General features: G+C 29.5%; 15 protein-coding genes. 2 read left to right on the forward strand and 13 right to left on the reverse strand.

What is annotated here, in order from left to right; translation table 4 throughout:
- Nucleotides 1-3: 3 nt before the first annotated feature.
- The 3 genes from scpB to U3G01_RS03490 are packed head-to-tail and all read right to left on the reverse strand — an operon-like array spanning nt 4 to nt 2052.
- Nucleotides 4-588, reverse strand: a complete 585-nt coding sequence (gene scpB / locus U3G01_RS03480; protein WP_010320964.1) for an SMC-Scp complex subunit ScpB — start codon at nt 586-588, stop codon at nt 4-6.
- The gene (locus tag U3G01_RS03485; protein ID WP_255030936.1) at nt 578-1315 is read right to left on the reverse strand and encodes a segregation/condensation protein A; all 738 of its coding nucleotides are present in this window, start codon (nt 1313-1315) and stop codon (nt 578-580) included. Before U3G01_RS03485 ends, scpB begins: the two co-directional genes overlap by 11 nt.
- A complete protein-coding gene (locus tag U3G01_RS03490) occupies nt 1315-2052 on the reverse strand; it encodes a 1-acyl-sn-glycerol-3-phosphate acyltransferase (protein ID WP_255030937.1) in 738 nt (245 codons plus the stop codon). The genes U3G01_RS03485 and U3G01_RS03490 overlap by 1 nt, the downstream gene beginning before the upstream one ends.
- Nucleotides 2053-2192: 140 nt before the next feature.
- On the opposite strand from U3G01_RS03490, the gene U3G01_RS03495 reads away from it, so the two are divergent.
- Nucleotides 2193-3230, forward strand: coding sequence for a YwaF family protein (locus U3G01_RS03495; RefSeq protein ID WP_255030938.1), 1038 nt, complete (start codon nt 2193-2195; stop codon nt 3228-3230).
- A 607-nt stretch (nt 3231-3837) separates the two neighbouring features.
- Here the strand turns inward: U3G01_RS03495 and tsaE are convergent.
- The 6 genes from tsaE to U3G01_RS03525 form a co-directional block, all read right to left on the reverse strand.
- Complete coding sequence (gene tsaE, locus U3G01_RS03500; RefSeq protein WP_010320968.1) at nt 3838-4257, reverse strand: tRNA (adenosine(37)-N6)-threonylcarbamoyltransferase complex ATPase subunit type 1 TsaE; 420 nt, start codon at nt 4255-4257, stop codon at nt 3838-3840.
- Between the two features lie 6 nt (nt 4258-4263).
- Entirely contained in the window at nt 4264-8499 is a 4236-nt protein-coding gene (locus tag U3G01_RS03505) for a DNA-directed RNA polymerase subunit beta' (RefSeq protein ID WP_255030943.1), read from the reverse strand.
- A 66-nt stretch (nt 8500-8565) separates the two neighbouring features.
- Nucleotides 8566-12228 carry a DNA-directed RNA polymerase subunit beta gene (locus U3G01_RS03510; protein ID WP_255030946.1) on the reverse strand — a complete coding sequence of 1221 codons (3663 nt, stop codon included), beginning with the start codon at nt 12226-12228 and terminating at the stop codon, nt 8566-8568.
- A 195-nt stretch (nt 12229-12423) separates the two neighbouring features.
- Nucleotides 12424-12789 carry a 50S ribosomal protein L7/L12 gene (gene rplL / locus U3G01_RS03515; protein ID WP_010320971.1) on the reverse strand — a complete coding sequence of 122 codons (366 nt, stop codon included), beginning with the start codon at nt 12787-12789 and terminating at the stop codon, nt 12424-12426.
- A gap of 12 nt (nt 12790-12801) precedes the next feature.
- Nucleotides 12802-13299, reverse strand: coding sequence for a 50S ribosomal protein L10 (rplJ, locus tag U3G01_RS03520; protein ID WP_255030966.1), 498 nt, complete (start codon nt 13297-13299; stop codon nt 12802-12804).
- A 287-nt stretch (nt 13300-13586) separates the two neighbouring features.
- Nucleotides 13587-14006 (reverse strand): hypothetical protein, encoded by a 420-nt coding sequence (locus U3G01_RS03525; protein WP_326564831.1) that lies wholly within the window; start codon nt 14004-14006, stop codon nt 13587-13589.
- Between the two features lie 314 nt (nt 14007-14320).
- Here U3G01_RS03525 and U3G01_RS03530 point away from each other — a divergent pair, with 314 nt between their 5' ends.
- A complete protein-coding gene (locus U3G01_RS03530) occupies nt 14321-15154 on the forward strand; it encodes a hypothetical protein (protein WP_255030949.1) in 834 nt (277 codons plus the stop codon).
- 449 nt (nt 15155-15603) lie between these two features.
- On the opposite strand, the gene U3G01_RS03535 is transcribed toward U3G01_RS03530, so the two are convergent.
- The 4 genes from U3G01_RS03535 to U3G01_RS03550 form a co-directional block, all read right to left on the reverse strand.
- Entirely contained in the window at nt 15604-15816 is a 213-nt protein-coding gene (locus U3G01_RS03535) for a hypothetical protein (protein WP_255030950.1), read from the reverse strand.
- Between the two features lie 101 nt (nt 15817-15917).
- The gene (locus U3G01_RS03540) at nt 15918-16295 is read right to left on the reverse strand and encodes a hypothetical protein (RefSeq protein WP_255030952.1); all 378 of its coding nucleotides are present in this window, start codon (nt 16293-16295) and stop codon (nt 15918-15920) included.
- Nucleotides 16296-16308: 13 nt separating this feature from the next.
- Nucleotides 16309-18162, reverse strand: coding sequence for an AAA family ATPase (locus U3G01_RS03545; protein WP_255030953.1), 1854 nt, complete (start codon nt 18160-18162; stop codon nt 16309-16311).
- A gap of 820 nt (nt 18163-18982) precedes the next feature.
- Nucleotides 18983-19117: a hypothetical protein gene (locus U3G01_RS03550; protein ID WP_282861175.1), complete on the reverse strand. Its 135-nt coding sequence runs from the start codon at nt 19115-19117 to the stop codon at nt 18983-18985.
- Between the last annotated feature and the right edge of the window lie 235 nt (nt 19118-19352).

Genomic DNA, 19352 nt, shown 5'->3' on the forward strand with positions numbered 1-19352 from the left:
ATTTTATTCAGTTTCTCGTTGAGAAGAAAAAAGATCAAAATTTTCACTTTGGCCTGGGTCTTCAATAATGTCTAATAAATCAAATTCTTTAAACTTAGGTAAATCTTTGGCCGATCTTAGTTTGAAATAGTCAAAAAACCTCGAAGTTACACCATAAAGTGTAGGATTTCCGGGGCTTGGAGCTGTTCCCAACTCCTCAATTATTCCTTTTGCTAACAGCGAACCTACAATATAATCAGAATTAATTCCACCACGAATTTGGGCAATAACACTTCTTGTAACAGGTTGTTTATAGGCAATTATAGCAGCAACCTCGATTGCTGCATTACTAAGACGATATTTTTTTTCATTTCCAACAAAGTCAATAATAAAAGGTTTTAAATCTTTTGCGGTAACAAATTTGAAAATATCAGCAAATTCAACAACAATTATACCTCTTTTTTGACGGTTAAATTCGACTGAAAAATCTTTTAAAAGTTTGCGAGCCTCGTTAATTTTTGATAATTTAAGTGCGCTTTGAAGTTGTTGAGAAGAAACTCCTTTTTCGCCCTGAAGATACAAAATTGCCTCAATAATTCTAGTTTTCATCATAACCCCCACGGAAAATTGATATTTTTGAGAACTGTTGTTCCTGTTTTAAATGTAGAAGTTGTTTTTTTGCCATTTCGAGCATTGAAATCATGGTGATAACAAAATGTTTCATTGTCGGAAGTGAAAATAAGTATTCAAAATCAATTTCATTTTCATTTTTTAACAGATTTTTTAATCATAAACTTTGCTCATCAGCTGTCACTTGGACTTGTTGGGTTTTAATTTTAATAAGATTTTTAGCTTTTGTTCTGTCAAACATTAATTTTAACACTTTATATAAATTATGCACTGACGAGTGTCCATCAAGCTGACTTGGATCCGGAGGTCTGCGAAAATCACTATAATCTGAGGTATTTTTTTCAAAATAATCATTACGGTGCTCTTGCTGTTCTTTTAACATATTTGCAATATTTTTGATTTGTTGATAGTCATATAATAAAGCTAAAAATTCAAGTCGATCTTTTTCATCTTCAGGTTTTAATTTTTCTTCCTTACTTGGCAAAAGTAAAATTTTTGATTTTAAATGAACCAAAGTAGAAGCAATAACTAAATATTCACCTACAATTTGAATATTTTTTTCTTTTAAAATTTGAATTATTTTTACATATTGAGTTGCTAAATCAACAAGGTCAATATCTAAAATATTAATGTTTTTTGATTTTACTAAATCTAAAAGTAATTCTAAAGGTCCCGAAAAATTAGCTAGTTTTATATCGTAATCCATTATTTTCCACCTTTGTAGAAATCAATAATAGTTTTTTTTGTGGCTAAACTCAAGGATTTACTTGTTTGCGAAATAACAGCACCCGGTTTTATTGGCTTATGAAAGAAAATTTCGATATTTTTAAATTTTTTAGTCTGATTTTTGTCTATATTTTTTTTAACTACCTTAATTGAAACAGGAACAATTGCAAGACCTGATTCTTTTATAGTTTCAAAAATTTCAATTGGAAAATTTAACTCTGTGTCGTGCAAGTTCTCTTTTGCAAAAATAACTCCATAAGCACGTTTTTCACGGATTGATTTTAAAAAATTTTGAAACTTTTTTAAATTTTCTTGCTCATTTTCAGCTAAAAACTGTGAGTCAAGTGAGCCAAAAATTCATTTATTTTTACGGGAATAACGCTTTTTTTCAAGAAAAAAACTAACAATTGGGTTAAAATCTTCTTCAGCTTTTGATGGGTTTTCAAGTGCTGAAAATAATGCAAAATGGTCAGAAAACTGATTTTGATTAGAAATTAAGATCGATGCATTTTTGGATAAATTTTCGTAACCAAAAACTTTAATTTTTATGCCAAATAATTTTAAAATAAACTTTGAGTAACTTAAAACCAAATCGCTTCTATATTGAGGAGAAAGTTCGACTTTTTTTTTATAATATTTTTTCCAAACAGAGCGTATTTTACGTATTTTAAATAGTCAGATTATTGAAAAAATAGCAATTCGCAATTTTATTATCATTTCATTTTTGCTTTTTCTTTTTAAATTTAGTTAATTAAAATTTATAGAAATTTAATTATAATTATATAATTATACCAAAAAATCTAAAATTTTAATTAAAAACAGTTAAAATCTATTTTAATGGAAATTAAAAAAATAAAATGTTTTATTTTGATTGAAGAAAAAGTGATTTAGATGCAAATTCATATTTTTTTATAGTTTATATTGGGCTAATTTTAGGTCTTCTAAGCGTTCTTGTATTGTATTTTTTCCGTAAAAATTTGGAAACATGGTACGTTCACAAGAACGAAATTCAATTTAAGGTTAGTTTATTTTATAGAGTAAAAAATTGGTTTGTTTTCATTGGTGTTTTGATTTGATTTTTTTCATATATTAGTCGAACAATTTTACTGGAAATTAATGATTATATCTATAAATGAGAATATCTGCCGCTACATTTGTGTCGACTTATTGTTTTAATTTGTGCCTCTTTAATGATTTTTAATAGGACAAATTGGGCAAAATACATAGTAATTCCCGGTTTTTTGGGCTCAATTTTAGCTTTATCTTTTCCACAAATTGGCTTTGATGCGGGAATTGTTATCGATGACATTGAATTTCAAGGAATAAAAGTTGACCAAAATGTTACTGAATCTGAACTAATGAATTTGGCAAAAACTAAAAATTTAGGTATAAATTGAGCGCCTGATAATTACTTTTTTTGAGAGTTTATTTTTAGCCATCTTTTAAGTTTGGTTTTACCATTTTTTTTAGCATTTATTAATGGTAAAAATTCAAAATTAGATATAAAAAGTTTCTGAAAATCGATATTATTTACTTTTTTAATGGCAAGTTTTACTTTTTTTCTAAGTTGAATAATTGAAAAAGTAATTGAAAACCAAGGCGATAATCGACTAAAAATAGCCTGAAACGGAAATTGATTTTATATGGGGAAAGATGGACAACCAACCATTGGCGAACTAGGAAAATGACCTTGAAATTTCCCATTTTTAACAATTATTTTTCTTTTTGCATTTTTTATTGTCTTTTTGACAAAAATGTTCCTTGAAAAATTAAATTTTTATCTTTTAATTGTTAATTCAAAAATTGAAATTAAGCTCAAACCTAAAAGTTGAAAACAAGTTTTAAGCCAAAATAACCTCAGCCAAAAGTGAATTAAATTATTAACAAAAAGCTAAAATTTTAACTAAAAAAGCAAAATTATAAAATATTTAAACGACCTTTTTTAGCTAAAACATTGCAAAAATCAATTTATGGATAAAATAAGAAAAATCATAAAAAAATACAACTACTATTTAAACTCAATGCAAATAGAAAACTCGTTTTTATTTGCATCGAGCCTAAAAAAACATATGAAGTTTTGAAAGAGCAATAACCAAAAGCCCTAAATTTAAAGATTTCTAAACGGGTAAATTTAAGGCATCCCATCATATTTAAAAATATAATGGATAATTCGCACTATCTGATTTTTTTATGACAAAAACATAACCAATTCCTCCTTAATTCTAATATCAAATTTATTAATTTATTCTTAGGTGAAGTTTATTATAACATAATTTTATTTTTGAGCAAACATTTTTTTTTTTTTTTTTTGCAAATTCTTAATTTCAAAATAATAAAAATTAAGAATTTAGCGTCAAAAAACGTTGGATTTAGCGGTATTTTTGCATATTTAATTCACTAAAAAGTGAATTTTTGCCATCAAACTGTCAAATTTAGGAAAAGTGAGTTAAATTATTGACAAAAAATTAAAAAAAAACCTATAAATTTATAGGCTTTTTTGTTTTAGTTTCAGCAAAATTTGATTTTTCTTGAATCTGCGTCAATTATCTCAAAATTAATTAAAATTGAGTTTTGAGAAAATTCCTCAAGTTTGTTTGCTCATTCAATTACAACAAAATTTTGCTCAAAATAATCCTGAAATTCATCCAATTTTGACGAGAAATTATCAAGATCAATATGAACTAAATTCTCGTAGGCAAACATAAAATTAAATGACGGGGAAATAATTTTGTCTTTTATTCCAATTTTTCGTGCAAATTTTTTTGTAAAATCAGTTTTTCCTGAGCCATACGGACCAACTAAATAAATAAATTGAATTTTTTTACTAATAATTAAATTAAAAATAATCTCCAAATCAGAGCAAGTTTTGGAGATTATTTGTTGGCAAAAGTGGTAATTTTTAGCTATATCTTCAGTGTTCATAAACTTTTAACGTGAAGTTTTCATGAAAAAACTGAATGGATCACGAATATCAAATTTGGACTTAGGTTCATAATTTGAATTAGTACCAGCAGGAATTTTGTGGCCGACAATTATGTTTTCTTTAAGTCCTTCTAATTTGTCAGCTTGTGATGAGATGACTGAATGAACAAGAATTTTGGATGTTTCTTGATAACTGGCTGCGGCTAAAAATGAGTTTGAAAGTAACGGAATTTGTTTAGCACCTTTAACTATTATGTTTCCAAAAGCAGGATTTTTTCCTTCAGAAATTAATTGACCATTAACATCTTGATAGTCACAAATATCAACAATTGATCCAATAAAGAAATTTGAGTCTCCACTGTCAGTAATTTGAATTTTTGACAACATTTGGCGAATAATAATTTCAATATATTTATCAGAAATAGTTATTCCTTGCATACGGTAAATTCTTTGAATTTCTTTTAGCAGATAATTTTGTAGTGTTCTAGCATCAGAAATTGCCAATAATTCTTTTAGAATAATTGGTCCTTCAACTAGTTTTTGACCTGGAATAACTTTGTCACCAACTTGAACTCGAAGTTTCTGATTTTGCTCAACACGGACCATATGTTCGGCTTTTTCACCTTGAGCATTTTTATAGTCAATTGTAATTAAAAGTCCTTTGCTTGTGGCGTTTTTTTCTGACAGATCAGAAATTTTGGTGATTGTTCCATAATAAGGTGAAATTTTTGCTGGCCGTCCTCAAGGATGCTCGTGAGAGTCGATTAACTCAATTAGACGAGTAAATCCACCTGTAATATCTTCAACGTTAGCAACCCCTCCGGTGTGGAAAGTTCTCATCGTTAATTGAGTTCCCGGTTCACCGATTGACTGAGCAGCAATAATTCCGACAGCCTCACCAATTGAAACTAAACGGTTTGTTGCCAAATCTTTTCCGTAACATTTTTTGCAGACACTATTTTTGATATGACAGGACAAAATTGAACGAATTTCCACTTTTTTAACACCAGCATTTGCGATTTGTTTTGCAATTTGGAGATTAACAAGTTGTCCGCCGCTAGCAATTTTATTTCCTTTTGAATCATAGACATCTTTATTTAAAAAGCGACCTTCGATTCTTTCAATTAAAGGAACTATTATTGTATTAGTTTTAGTGTCAATTATATCTTTGACAACAAAGCCAAAATCTGAAAAACAGTCATCCGCTGCAACAACAATGTTTTGGGCAACATCGACGAGTCTTCGGGTTAGGTAACCTGATTTTGCAGTGTTAAGCGCTGTATCGGTTAGACCTTTTCTAGCTCCGTGAGTTGAAGAGTAAAATTCAAATGAAGTTAGACCTTCAACAAATGATGATTTAACTGGAACTTCAACAATTGAACGAACAACACGTTCATTTTCAGCATCGACCTTTAGTGCTTTAACGTTGTTAGCCATCAAACCACGCATTCCGGCAAGTTGAACGAAGTTAGAAATATTACCTCTAGCTCCAGATTTCATCATCATTACCAGCGAGTTGTGTGCTTCATTTACGATTGACTCATTAAGGTCGTCTTGAATTTCGTTCTTAATTTGGGTTCATTTTGCAATCGCTAGAACATATCTTTCATCATCAGTGATTAGTCCTTGATTGAAAAAATTATTAAGTTGACTAATATATTTTTCACCTTCAGCAATAAATTCGTGTTTTTTAGGTGCGACTTTAATGTCACTAATTGCAATTGAGGTTCCTGAAATGGTTGAATAATGAAATCCAAGATCTTTAATTTTATCAAGAATTGAAGAAACCATGTTGTTGTATTTAAATCAAATTTTTTCGAGAAGGTCAACTTTTTCGTGATCTTCAAAAACACGGTAAATTTCGGCTCTTCCAGCTTGTTGTTGACGTTTAAATAACTGACTAAACTCAAAAATTGTAAATTCAGAAAGTTTTGCAAGGTGAGAAATTGGTAATTTTTCCCCTTTGTAATCACGAAGTTTTTCGTAAATTAAAATACAGTCATGATAATTTTCAAAGTCTAACTGGTCAATAACATTGGCAATATCTTCTTTTGCAAGAACTCCGTCATATGTGTCAAAAATTTGTCTTACAATTTTAGCAATTGCCTTTTTGTTTAAAGGTTCATTAATTTCTAAATTTTGAATGTAATCACGGAAATTTGTACCATAAGGCAAGACATATTTTTTAATTTGACGAGGATAATTTAGTTCTAATTCATCAACATTGTGGTCAAAAATAAATGGGAAATTTTCGGGGAAAATATTATTTAAAATAAATTTACCAACTGTTGAAATTATGTGTCCGCGTGAATTTTTTCCAACCAAAGGTTTGACTGACTCAAAAGGTAAAACAACTCTTGCATGAAGTTCTACAGATCGAAATTCATAGGCTTTTAGCATTTCATCATAAGATGAAAAGAATGATCCTTCACCTTTTGCGCCAGCTTTTTCTTGAGATAAATAATAAAGTCCAAGCACCATGTCTTGCGAAGGATTAACGATTGGCTCACCATCTTTTGGACCTAAAATGTTTTTATCAGCAAACATTAATTCTCTAGTTTCACGAACAGCTTCAGGTGAAATTGGAATGTGTACGGCCATTTGGTCACCGTCAAAGTCAGCATTAAATCCGGCAGTAACTAAGGGATGAAGTTGGATTGCTTTTGCTCGAACTAAAACTGGTTCAAAAGCTTGAATTGAAAGTCGGTGCAAGGTTGGGGCACGGTTAAGAATTATCGGTCTAGTTTTAATAACTTTTGCAACATGAGGCCAAATAATTGGATTTTCTTCTTCAATCATTTTACGCGCTGACTTAATTGAACCAACTTTTTTTTCTTGAATTAAATTACGGATAATTCAAGGTTCAAAAAGAACAGCGGCCATTTTTCGAGGCAGACCAGCTTGGTGCATTTTTAGTTTTGGACCAACAACAATAACAGAACGACCTGAATAGTCAACACGTTTTCCAAGTAAGTTTTGACGAAATCTTCCTTTTTTTCCAGTAAGTGAATCAGAAATTGACTTAAGCGGACGGTTTTCTTTTGTTGTTACTTGGTTAGTTGTTTTTTTCTGATTGTCAATCAAAGCATCAATTGCTTCTTGAAGCATTCTCATCTCATTTTGAATGATAATTACAGGTGCTTCGGCTTCTTTTCATCTTTTTAGACGGTTGTTTCGAATTATAATTCGACGATAAAGTTCATTGCAATCACTTGTTGAATGACGAGAACCATCAAGTTGAACCAGTGGTCTTAAATCAGCCGGAATTACCGGAAGATTTTTAATAATCATTGATTTAGGATCTTGGCCTGAATTAATAAAAGCGTTAATTACTTGCAATCTTTTATAGAGTTTGTCGCGCTTTTGGTTTTTTATAACAACTTTTTTGTTTTGGTGAGATTGTTTTTGTAAAACTGCAAGTTCAGCTTCAACTTGTTTTTTTTCAGCTTGTAAGTCTAATTTGTCTAACAAGTACTCAATTGCTTCAGTTCCGGTTGCAATTCGGGCATCTGAAAATTCTTGAATTACTTCATTAAGTTCGTAATAATCTATCCCGTATTCACGACCTATTTTGCTTGAGGCAAGATCGGTTAATTCAGAAAGAGCTTCGGCGACTGCTTCATATTCATCAGTACCAGGCTGATAAGTTTCAAGAATTTCTACAAGTGCATTTTTGTAAATTAAACCAGCTTCTGAAATGTCAATTATTTTATTTTTTTGCAATGATTTTAGACCACCAGTTTCAAGAACAATGTGAGACTTATAATAAATAAGTTGTTCTAAGGCTGTTTTTGAAATATTGGAAGTTAATTTATCACCTTCATAAACTTTTAGTCCTAAAAGTTTTGCAACAATCGAGTGATCGATTTTGAAAAATCAAAAGTGCAAAATCGGTGTATTAAGCGCAATATGACCCATTGCATAACGACGGGATAATTTGGACATTATTTGTGATTTTGAAATTTGGCACTCTTTTGTGGCAATACATAGTTGATTTTCGTTAGCTTTACGGTATTTTCGCCCACAAATTGAACATTTAAAATCAACAAGTGGACCAAAAATTAGCTCATCAAAAAGTCCGCCTCTTTCTGGTTTGAAAGTTTTATAATTTATTGTCTCAGGACGGGTTACTTCACCGCGAGATCAGTCAAGGACATCTTGAGGGGTTGCAAGTGCAAGGGAAATTTTTTCGATTGAATTTTCGTAAATTTTTGCATACTGGCGAGAAACCTTTGTGTTCATTTTTTAAATTCTCCTTTAAAAATAGGCATAATTTGCTTTTAGTTAAAAAGTTAATTATTCCCTCAATTAGTCAAAATCGATGTTTTCTTCATCAAAGTCATACTGATCGTCGTTGTAGTCAATTTGACGACGTCCTTCACCAGGAAATTCATCATTATATTCGTCAATAATTTCAGATGGAATTTCGGCAAATTCAAGATTATTTGTTGTCTCAACTTCTGGTTCATCAAATAGATCTCGTTTGTGAACTTCCAATTTAATTAAAAGTCCACGAAGTTCGTAAGCCAAAACATTGAATGACTCAGGTGTTCCTGGGCGCGGAATTTGTCCACCGGAAATTATATTATTATAAAGTAAATTTCGACCTTGAATATTATCAGATTTATAGGTTAAAAGTTCTGATAAAACAGAGGCAGCTCCAAATGATTCAAGAGCTCAAGTTTCCATTTCCCCGAATCTTTGTCCACCGTTTTGTGATTTTCCACCTAAGGGCTGTTGAGTTGTTAAAGAATAAGGACCAATTGATCTTGCATGCATTTTATCATCAACCATATGTTGCAATTTAAGCATGTACATGTAGCCAACTGAAACTGGATTTTCAAAAGGTTGACCTGTAATTCCGTCAATTAATTTAAATTTTCCTGACTGAGGAATGTTAGCTTCTTTGAATAAATCTTGAATGGTGTCAATTTTGATACCATCAAAAACTGGGGTAACAAATTTTGTATCAAGTTTTTTGGCCGCCATACCAAGATGAAGTTCTAAAACTTGACCGATATTCATACGTGATGGCACACCTTGGGGATTTAAAACAATGTCAATTGGTGTTCCGTCTTCTAAAAATGGCATGTCTTCAACTGGAAGAACAACAGAAACAACACCTTTATTTCCGTGGCGTCCAGCCATTTTGTCGCCCACTTTTATTTTTCTTTTTTGGGCGATCAAAATTTTGACCAGCATTCCAACACCTTCTTCAAGATTATCACCTTGATCACGTGAAAGAATTTGGACATCAATTACAGTTCCACCTTCGCCGTTTTTTACTCGGAGTGAAGTATCTTTTTGTGCTAATGCTTTTTTACCTCAAATTGCAGCCATTAATTTTTCTTCGGCTGTTGGGTTGTCTTCTCCTTTTGGCGAGGTTCTTCCGACTAAAATATCACCAGTATCAACTTCTGAACCAACAATTACAATCCCGTTTGCATCAAGATGAGCACGTGATCTGGCCGAAGCATTTGGCACTTCAGCGGTTAGAATGTCATTTCCTGCCTTAGATGAACGAAACTTTATTGTCTGTTCTTGAATGTGAATTGAAGTAAAAACGTCGTCTTTTACGAGCTTTTCACTAATTATGATCGCATCTTCGTAGTTGTAGCCATATCAAGTACTAAAAGCAACAAGCACATTTTTACCAAGTGCCAATTCGCCATTTTCGGTGGACGGACCATCGCAAATTAGTTGACCTTTTTTAACAAAGTCACCGACTTTTACAGTTGGTTTTTGTAAAATTAATGTTTCTTGGTTTGATTTTTCAAAAGCCCGTAAAAAATAGGTTTTTGTTGAATTTTCGGAATTAACAACGATTTTTTTTGCATCAACAAAAATAACTTTTCCATCTTCAAGGGCGCGAATATTTGTTGCTGAAAAACGGGCAATATCTGCCTCAATTCCTGTTGCAACTAGTGGTGCCTCTGGTTTGATTAATGGAACGGCTTGACGTTGCATGTTTGAACCCATAAGTGCACGGTTAGCATCGTTATTTTCCAAGAAAGGAATTGCTGAAGCCGAAATTGATGTCATTTGCATTGAAGAAACGTCGATATAATCGACTTGATTTGCATCAAGAACAAGATATGTCTGATTTTTACGAACAGTTAATTTGTCAGCAATAATTTTGTTATTTTCATCAATTTCGATTGAAGACTGAGCAAAACTAAGACCAAATTCTTCAGCTGCAGTTAGTCAGTGAACTTTGCTAAAATCAACAACACGGTTTGTGACTTTATAATAAGGAGTCATTATAAAACCGTATTTATTTGTGCGTGAAAAAACTGAAAAGTTAAGAATTAGACCGATATTTTGCCCTTCAGGAGTCTCAACAGGACAAATACGACCATAATGAGTTGCATGAACATCCCGAACCTCAAATTGGGCGGTATCACGATTTAAACCACCTGGACCAAGTGAAGTTACCCGTCTTTTGTTGGCTGTTTCTCCTAAAGGATTAATTTGATCCATAAATTGTGATAACTTTGAGGAGTTAAAGAAATTTTTAAACTGATTATAAATTGGTTTGTTATTGATAATTGATTTTACAGTTAGCTGTGATAAATCAGATTTTGAAGAAATTCTCTCCTTACTGTTTTTTTCAATTTTAGTAAGGGCAATTAAAAACTGATTTTGTAAAAGTTCACCAACACTAACGATTCTTTTATTAATTAATGAATCAGGATCGTCATTTTTCCCTAAATTGTGTAGTAAATTAAAGTAATATGAAACAATTGCGATTATATCTGATAAAACTAAAGTGGTTTCGGTCAAACTTGGATCTGTTGCAATTACGCTTACAGGTTCAGTTTCTTGAATCATCGCTTTTTTGTTTGGTCAAACTTTTACAATGGCAACATAAATTCTTTCGCCTAGACGTTCATTACGGCTAATTTGTAATTGGCGAGCATAAATAGTTGAATCTACACCTTCAATTGTGGACAGTTCAAACTCAGAGTTATTAAATTTTTCCTGAATTTCAATAGCAATTGAACGACTAATGTAAAGTCCTTTTTGGTATAAAATTTCGCCTTCTTTATTTACTAAATCTTCTGCAAGATAAGTCTGAGAAATTCGATCAATTAAATTCAACTTTGAATTTAACATGTAACGACCTGTTGCTGAAAGATTATAACGTCTTTCATTGAAAATAATTGAAGGAATTAGGTTTTTTAGACCATCTTCAGTAACACGGTCATCTTTACGAATAATGCGATAAATTGACTCAAGATTTTCATCAATTGAGTCGATTTTGTGACGGCGAATTGATTCTTGTAATTCTGGTGAATTTCCAAAATACTTACGAATTGTTTCGTTTGTAAAACCAAGACTTTTTAAAAACGCCATTAAAGGGATGTTTTTATGTTTATCAACACGAAACTTAACTGTGTCAACTTGGTTTCCAGTAACTTTGTGGAAAATTTCCATTCATGAACCAAGTTGCGGAATAATTTCGACCTTATTAAAAAGGTCATCAGCTTGACGATTTCGAACATTTTCACGAAAACAAACACCAGGTGAACGAATTAATTGTGAAACAATAACTTTTTCAAAGCCATTTATAATAAAAGTTCCGCCTTGGGTCATAAATGGAAATTCAGAAAGTAAAATTTCTTGTTCTTCCATTTCACCATCTTCAACTTGAATTTTAACTAAAGTAACATAAACTCTAGCAGCATAAGTTTTACCTTTAATTTTAGCTTCACGAATTGCTAAATATTCATTTTCAGGTTTTTCAACTCTAATTGAATCAGGACGAAATTTAATTTCCAATTTACCGTTTGACGAAACAATTGGAAAAATTTTATCAAATGCTTGTGCAATTCCAGTGCTTAAAAACCAGTCAAAAGATTCACGCAAAGAATCTAAGAAATCTGGTGTTTCTAGTGTATTATTTGTTTTTCCGTAAAAACGGCGCTGGGTTCCTATGCCATAAGATTTTAATTTAAATAATTGGTTCATGACTCACCCCTTTTTCCCCTTTTTTGTTTAGGTTATATATTATATTTAAAAAGCAAAAAATTCAAAGCGTTTTTATACTTAATTTCAAAAAAATTAATAAAATATTAAAAAAATATTTTATTTTAGTAAAGTAAAAATAACAAAAAAGGCGTTTAGAACACCATTTTTGCTTTTTAAAATTAATTTTTTGAAATATTAATCAATAGAAACTTCAGCTCCGGCTTCTACTAATTTAGCTTTGTATTCCTCAGCTTCTTCAGGTTTGATTGCTTCTTTTATGACAGAAGGTGCTGCATCAACAAGTTTTTTAGCATCCATCAAACTTAATCCAAGCATATCTTTAATAACTTTTATAACAGCAACTTTTTGTTGTCCGGCTGCTTTTAGAGTTAATTTAACTTCAGATTTTACTTCAGCGGCAGCTTCTGGAGCAGCTGCAACAGCAACAGCAGAAGGGTCTACCCCAAATTCTTCTTTAAGAGCATCAACAAATTCCATTACTTCTTTAATTGTCATTTCTTTCAATGACTCGATGAATTGTTCTTTAGTAATTTTAGCCATTTTTTTCCTTTTTTATGCAGTTATTTTTTGTTCGTCTATTAATAATTTAAGTCCAAAAGCCAATTGTTTCAGTGGGCTTTGAAGAGAAGAAGCAAGCATTGTAATTGCTTCAGTGTAATTTGGAAGTGAAGCAATAGCGGTATTTTCTTGCGGTGTAACAACACTTTTTTCATAAATCCCACCTTTTAATATTAATAAAGGTTGATCTTTTGCGACTTTTGTAATAATTTTAGCGGGTGCAATTGGGTCTTCTAGACCAAAAGCAAATAAATTTGGTCCCACTAATTCTGATTTTAGATTAGAAAAACCGAGTTCATCTGCTGCAATTTTGAAAAGTCGATTTTTATAAATTCTAGTAAAAACACCTGATTTCTTTAGTTCCTGACGCAAACTTTCTAATTCTGCGACTGAAAGTCCGCGATATTCAGCAATTGCTAAAGAAGAAGATTTCTCGAGCAAATCTCTAATTTCAGTAATTATTTCTGCCTTTTTTTGGCGAAAAGCGTTCAAATCTAGACTCCTTTCTGTTTTAGGAGCAATACTTTGAAAATACATTCAAACAACAAATTAAGTCATTCTGACAGTTATTATCTCTATGTATTGCCTTTAAAATTATACCAGAAAGAAAAAAATTTCCAAATAAATTAGTAAAAAAATTAATAATGGGTTTTTTGACTTTAAGAAAATCGCTATTTCAAACTAATACCAAACACTAAAGCCGCCATAAAAACGTTTTAATGTTTGGTATTTTTTTCTTAAAGAAGTGTAATTTCTAATTTTTAAAACTTTATTGTGACTTATGCAATTTTTGGTGTCAAACTGTCTATTGATTCTTTTTTGTGATTGTGGGCGAAAACTAAAAACATTACCATTGAAAATACATCAAACAATGGTATGAAAAAGCCAATAATTGCTGTAACTTTAATTACTGAAAGTTTTAGTGATTTTGGCGAATTTGGTTCTATATTCATAAAAATTTTGTCAGGGAAACTTACTTTTATGATATAAGCAATCGTTAAAACTCGACTTACAATAGTAACAAAAATTCAAGCAAACATAGCTACTATAAGTTCAGAACCAACAATAAATGAGTCGCGAGTTGAAAATCATGCGCTAATGGAAGGGATAACAAATAAGAAAAATAAAGTAGTACCCAATACAAATTTAGTAAGGCGCATTGCTAGTGACAAAAAAACTAAATTTTTCAAATTGTCCACAGGTTTTCTTGTTTTACTAATTTTCATAATATAATAAATTATAATTTATTCTTGTTTAAAACCTAGGAATTATTTTTAAATATTTAAGTTCTTGTTGTTTTGTAATTTAGACTTTAAAAAATATTGTAAATTTTAAGGCGCAAATGTTTGTTACCCAAATAAAACATAAAATAAAAATTCAAAAAGTGCAATTTTTTAAATTTTTTGATATAAAAGTACATTTTTTTTGTAAATTCCCGTTTATTTTATAAGTAATGTTATAATTAATTATGGATTCATAAAATAAAAACAATTTCCTGAGGTGGTTATAACTTATGTCAAAAAATAATAAGAAAAATTTTTGAACTTTTCTCTCACTTGGAACCTGATTTTGAATTCAAAGCTCAATTTTAGTTGCTGTCGGTGGATACTTGATTTATCTTTATGATCTACAAAATCAACAACAGTTGGCAAAAATAAGTACATATCAATTTTGAAATGATAAAAAGAATGTTTTAACATTTGAAGGTGACTATCCTCGTTTTTTTATAGATAATATCAATAAATTAACTGATGAAGAATGAAGAATAAAAAATGAAGAATGAAGAATAAAAACAGGCTCTAAAAAATCATTGAGTTTTAATGATTTTAGAGATGAGTATGTATTTATTTATAAAGATCGGCTTAATAAAAATCAGTTTTTGTTTAAAAAGGAAAAACAGGAAAGCGAAAATAATAAGCAATTATATAACACTCATTTAATTAAAAATACGCAAGATCTTGTTGACTTAATTATACCTGATAAGCAAAAATTATTCTCAACAACTAATAGACATAATTTGGACATTCTTGATGAAAAAGAGATTAATGATCTAAGTAAAACAATTGATTTATCAAATAAAGATGCAATCATTTTAAATAATTATGTTAGTGAACTTTTTGGTTCTTGAGGTGATCGAAGAGCAAAAGGGCTAAATCTTGTTGATTTTAATTTTAATGAAAATACAAAAACAATAGAACTAAAATGGAAATTCGAAGACTACCGCAAAAGATCTGCAATTGTTCAAGCAATTGGTTACTATGATTGGTTTAAAAGTTATGTTCTTTTAATTGACAAAAATAAAATTGATAGTCTTGATAATATAAAGTTTACATCTACCTTTTCTTAAAATTTTGGATAAGTTTTTTAAATCTTTATCTTTTTAACTTGGAAATTTTGATCAAAAAGTCTCTAATATTTGCAACTTTGCTTCATTAGATTTAACTCTTATTTTCCTGAGTTTCCCAGTTTGATGGCTAATCTTAAAAAGTGCCCGGTTTTTTAGGGCACTTTTTTAATTTTTTTGGCAAAAGTTAATTACCTATTTTTTTACTTATTTATTAAAATATCAAAGTAAAAATCATCTTATTTCAAATATTTGGCTCACTAGCGACGCCATCAAACTGGGAAACTCAGGAAAAATTTTTGCAAAAGTGTTTTATTTATATTAAGTTTCGTTGCCACAAATGTTTTTTAAAAAAATCCTTTTGTTTTAGAAAAAGCTAGAATAATTTGAATATTAGGTATGTTTTTTTGTGCGGTGAAAAAAATCAGGAAACCAACAAACCAACAAGTGGATTAAATTTTTACTTTTTTTACTTTTGAAATTGTTTTTTTGTTTATACTTGTTTTTGACAAATTATCTTTTTTTGGGCTTGCTGTTTTTTTATTTTTATTTAAATTTATAAATGTTTCAATACCTACGTTTAATGATTCCATAATTCGTAATTCATCAATTGCATCAAACAAAGCATTATGTGTTTCTAAATAATTCTCATTATTGGTTACCATTCTGTATATATTTTCTACACCTCATTCTCTTTTTAAATTGCCGTTTTTAGTTGTTTCTGCATTTAATGGAATATATTTGTTAAATTTCTTGTTTTTAGCAACTATAGAAATATGTTATATTCGAATGATTCGTGCAATTCAGGCAAATGTCTAAAATCATAATTTGTATATGAAAACCAATTTTTTACTTCATAAGATTTCAAGAACTTAATTAGTCGAACAATCATTTCTTTACGTGTTTGAACAAGAATAGTTTCTTGTTCAAATTCAAGGGGGAGTCAAGCATTAGGGGCATACTTTCCACCTACTTTTCAATTATTTTCTATTATTCAATATTTTTTATCAATTAATTTAAAATTAGTGCTACCAGCAATTACAACTCCAACGGAAAAAATTTCACTATCGTAGTTTGTTTCTACATCAATTACAGCAATATTTTTATTCACGTTAGTAATTTTTTGTTTTTTAATTGCTTCCATCTGATTCCTTAGATTATTTTTGACTTTTAGGTTTATAAACTCCTTTTGAAATAGTTTGTGCAAGTTTTTCGCTGAATTCTTCTCGATTTTTGATTCTAATTTCGTGCATTTCGTTATTTCGAATATTCCACAATATGCCTTTTTCTTTTTTTAAGGCTAACATATATGAAGCAGTTTGTAAAAAATGAGCAGTTGTTAAATCGCTAACAAATTTAAGCTCATAAACTATATCATTTTTGATAACATCGGCAATTCCTTCAGCTCTTATTGTAAGATCATCATCACTAAATTTCAATCAGCATTTTTGTTGAATTATCTCGTCTTTTTCAAGCACTTTTGATAATCTTTTATGCATTTGATCAACAGCATTATCATCGACAAAATCGGGCTGCGTTTGTTTAATGTATCTTTCTTGGTCTGTTTGCAAATAAACAAGAAAGAGTGTTAAATCTTTCATTGAATTTCTTTCTTTGATGTAATTTTCATACTCTTTTAACTGTTGTTTTTGTTGTTTTTCTGAATGGTCATATTTGAGTTCAATAAAATGCCTAATTTCTTTATCTATTTGTCAATCGTTGAAATAAGATGCTTCAAGAAAAATACCAACGCATGGTGTAAGATCAATTAATGCATCTTGTGTTTTCACTTTTATTTCACTTTTATCTTCCGTATTAATTTTCTTTATATCAAGCATTTGCAACATATACTCAATATCTTCCTCATACTTGTGATCAAACATTGTAGACATTGCAAATGAATCTTCGGATCATTTCTCTAAATATTTAGATTGTTTGATAATTACCTCATTTAATGGTAGGTTTGGAAATTCTGGTTTAAAAAAGATGATTTTTTCTTTTCCTCTACTTGCCGCTACGCAAAATATGTTTTTTACAATTTCATAATTTGCTGTAATTTGTTGTAAGCGGATTTTTCAATATAGTAAGTCAAAATCAAAAACAACACAAATAGGTTTTTCCAATCCTTTTGAGCTATCATATGTTGTAAAAATAGCTGAATTTTTTTTGGGAGACAAATTTGCGTCTTTTTCTCTTATAGAAGCATAAACGGTTTTTTTATTGAAAATATCACTATGATTTTCTTCAAGATAATTTAATAGTTCTGTCATTTTGCCTGAACGGTAACCCAAACATAAGATATCAGCAGGTTTTTGTTTAGCCAAAAATTCTTGAATTTCTTCCATTCCCATATATTCGATTTGACAATTTTCGTTTACTCCGTTAATTGTTTTATCTCAAATTCTACCCAACATATTAGCATGCTCTTTTGGCATTCTGAAGGAAAATGTTAAGCTAATTTTTTCATATGATCCTAAAAATTTATCAATAAAATCAGTAACATTTAATTTTGTTTTATCGTAAATTTTCTGATTAATATCTCCAACAGCAACAATTTGTATATTAGGATTTTTTTCTTTTATTTTTCCCAATAACAAAGATATTTCTTCAGTAATATCTTGGTATTCATCAATTAGTAGAACATCATAAGTGGCAACAGAAATGTTGTTTTTTAAAAATATTTTAATTGAATCTGCTGAAGAAGAATTAATACCTTTTTCTCACAAAAATCGATATGCAAATCCGTGATAATTTTGTACCAGAACATTTTTGTTTTTGATCTTGTTTTTAGCTTCAACTTTTAATAGTTTATTGTAAGTTAAGTACAAAATTTTTTTATCAATAGGAAATTTGTCACAGAGAACCTGAATTACTGATGTTTTTCCACTTCCAATACAAGCGTCAACTAGGATATTTTCACCTTTTAATGCTAAATTAACAACATTTTGTTGCTCTTCTGTGAGTTTTTCTGCAATATTTTCAGTTTTTCGTTTTTCTGTTTTTCTAGCCATAATTCTCTTAGTTATTAAATCTAATTATTAATGATATTAATTTAGTTTTTTTATAAATTAAAACAATAGAAAAAACAAGGCAACTAGTTTTTTCTATTGTTTTGCGATTCTAGGCAACCCTATAAATTTTAGGGTTGTTTGAAAAATTAACCTAAGAAAATTATAGCATAAATTTTTAACAATTAAAACTGACAATAAATGATTTTTATATTATTTTTAACTATCTTAGTCGCAAACCTGAGTTTGGCAGTTTGATGGCAAAAATTCACTTTTAATGAATATAAATAGGCAAAAATACCGTTAAATCCGTGTTTTTTTGAGGCTAAAACCTTAATTTTTATTATTTTAAAATTAACAATTTACAAAAAAAAAAAAAAATGTTTGCTCAAAAATAAAGTTATGTTATAATTAGCATCACTTAAGAATGAATTAATAAATTTTGATATTGAATTAAGGGGAATCAGTTATGTTTTTGTCATAAAAAAATCAGATAGTGCGAATTATCCATTATATTTTTAAATATGATGGGATGCCTTAAATTTACCCGTTTAGAAATCTTTAAATTTAGGACTTTTAATTATTGTTCTTTCAAAACTTCATATGTTTTTTTAGGCTCGATGCAAATAAAAACGAGTTTTCTATTTGCATCGAGTTTAAATAGTAGTTGTATTTTTATCCATAAATTGATTTTTGTTAGTATTTTAAAGTAGGTAATCCTGAGTTTCCCAGTTTGATAAGGTAATTTCAAAAAAGCATCCGGTTTTAGGCAATTTTTTAAGTTTTTTTGGTAAAAGTTAATTACAATTTTATTAGTAATTTATTAAGATATCAAAGTATTGATTGTTTCCAAATAACTTGTTTCAAATTTCATGTTTGAAATTTCCTTAAAATATTTAGGTTTTTTGCCAAACAATTTGTTTACTTCAATAAAACCATCTTTATTTTGTTTTTTCATAATTTATAATTATACCATAAAATTACTTAAAATGCAATTAAATGACATTAATATAAATTAAGGTTTTACGTTCAAAAAACACTGATTTACGGGTGTTTTTTCATATTTATATTCACTAAAAAGTGAATTTTTGCCTTAAAACTGGGAAACTCGGGTTTATCCATAAATTGATTTTTGTTAGTATTTTAAAGTAGGTAATTAACTTTTGCCAAAAAAGTTAAAAAGCACGAAAAAC

Source organism: Mesomycoplasma ovipneumoniae (assembly GCF_035918255.1).
GTDB classification, from domain to species: Bacteria; Bacillota_I; Bacilli_A; order Mycoplasmatales; family Metamycoplasmataceae; genus Mesomycoplasma; species Mesomycoplasma ovipneumoniae_A.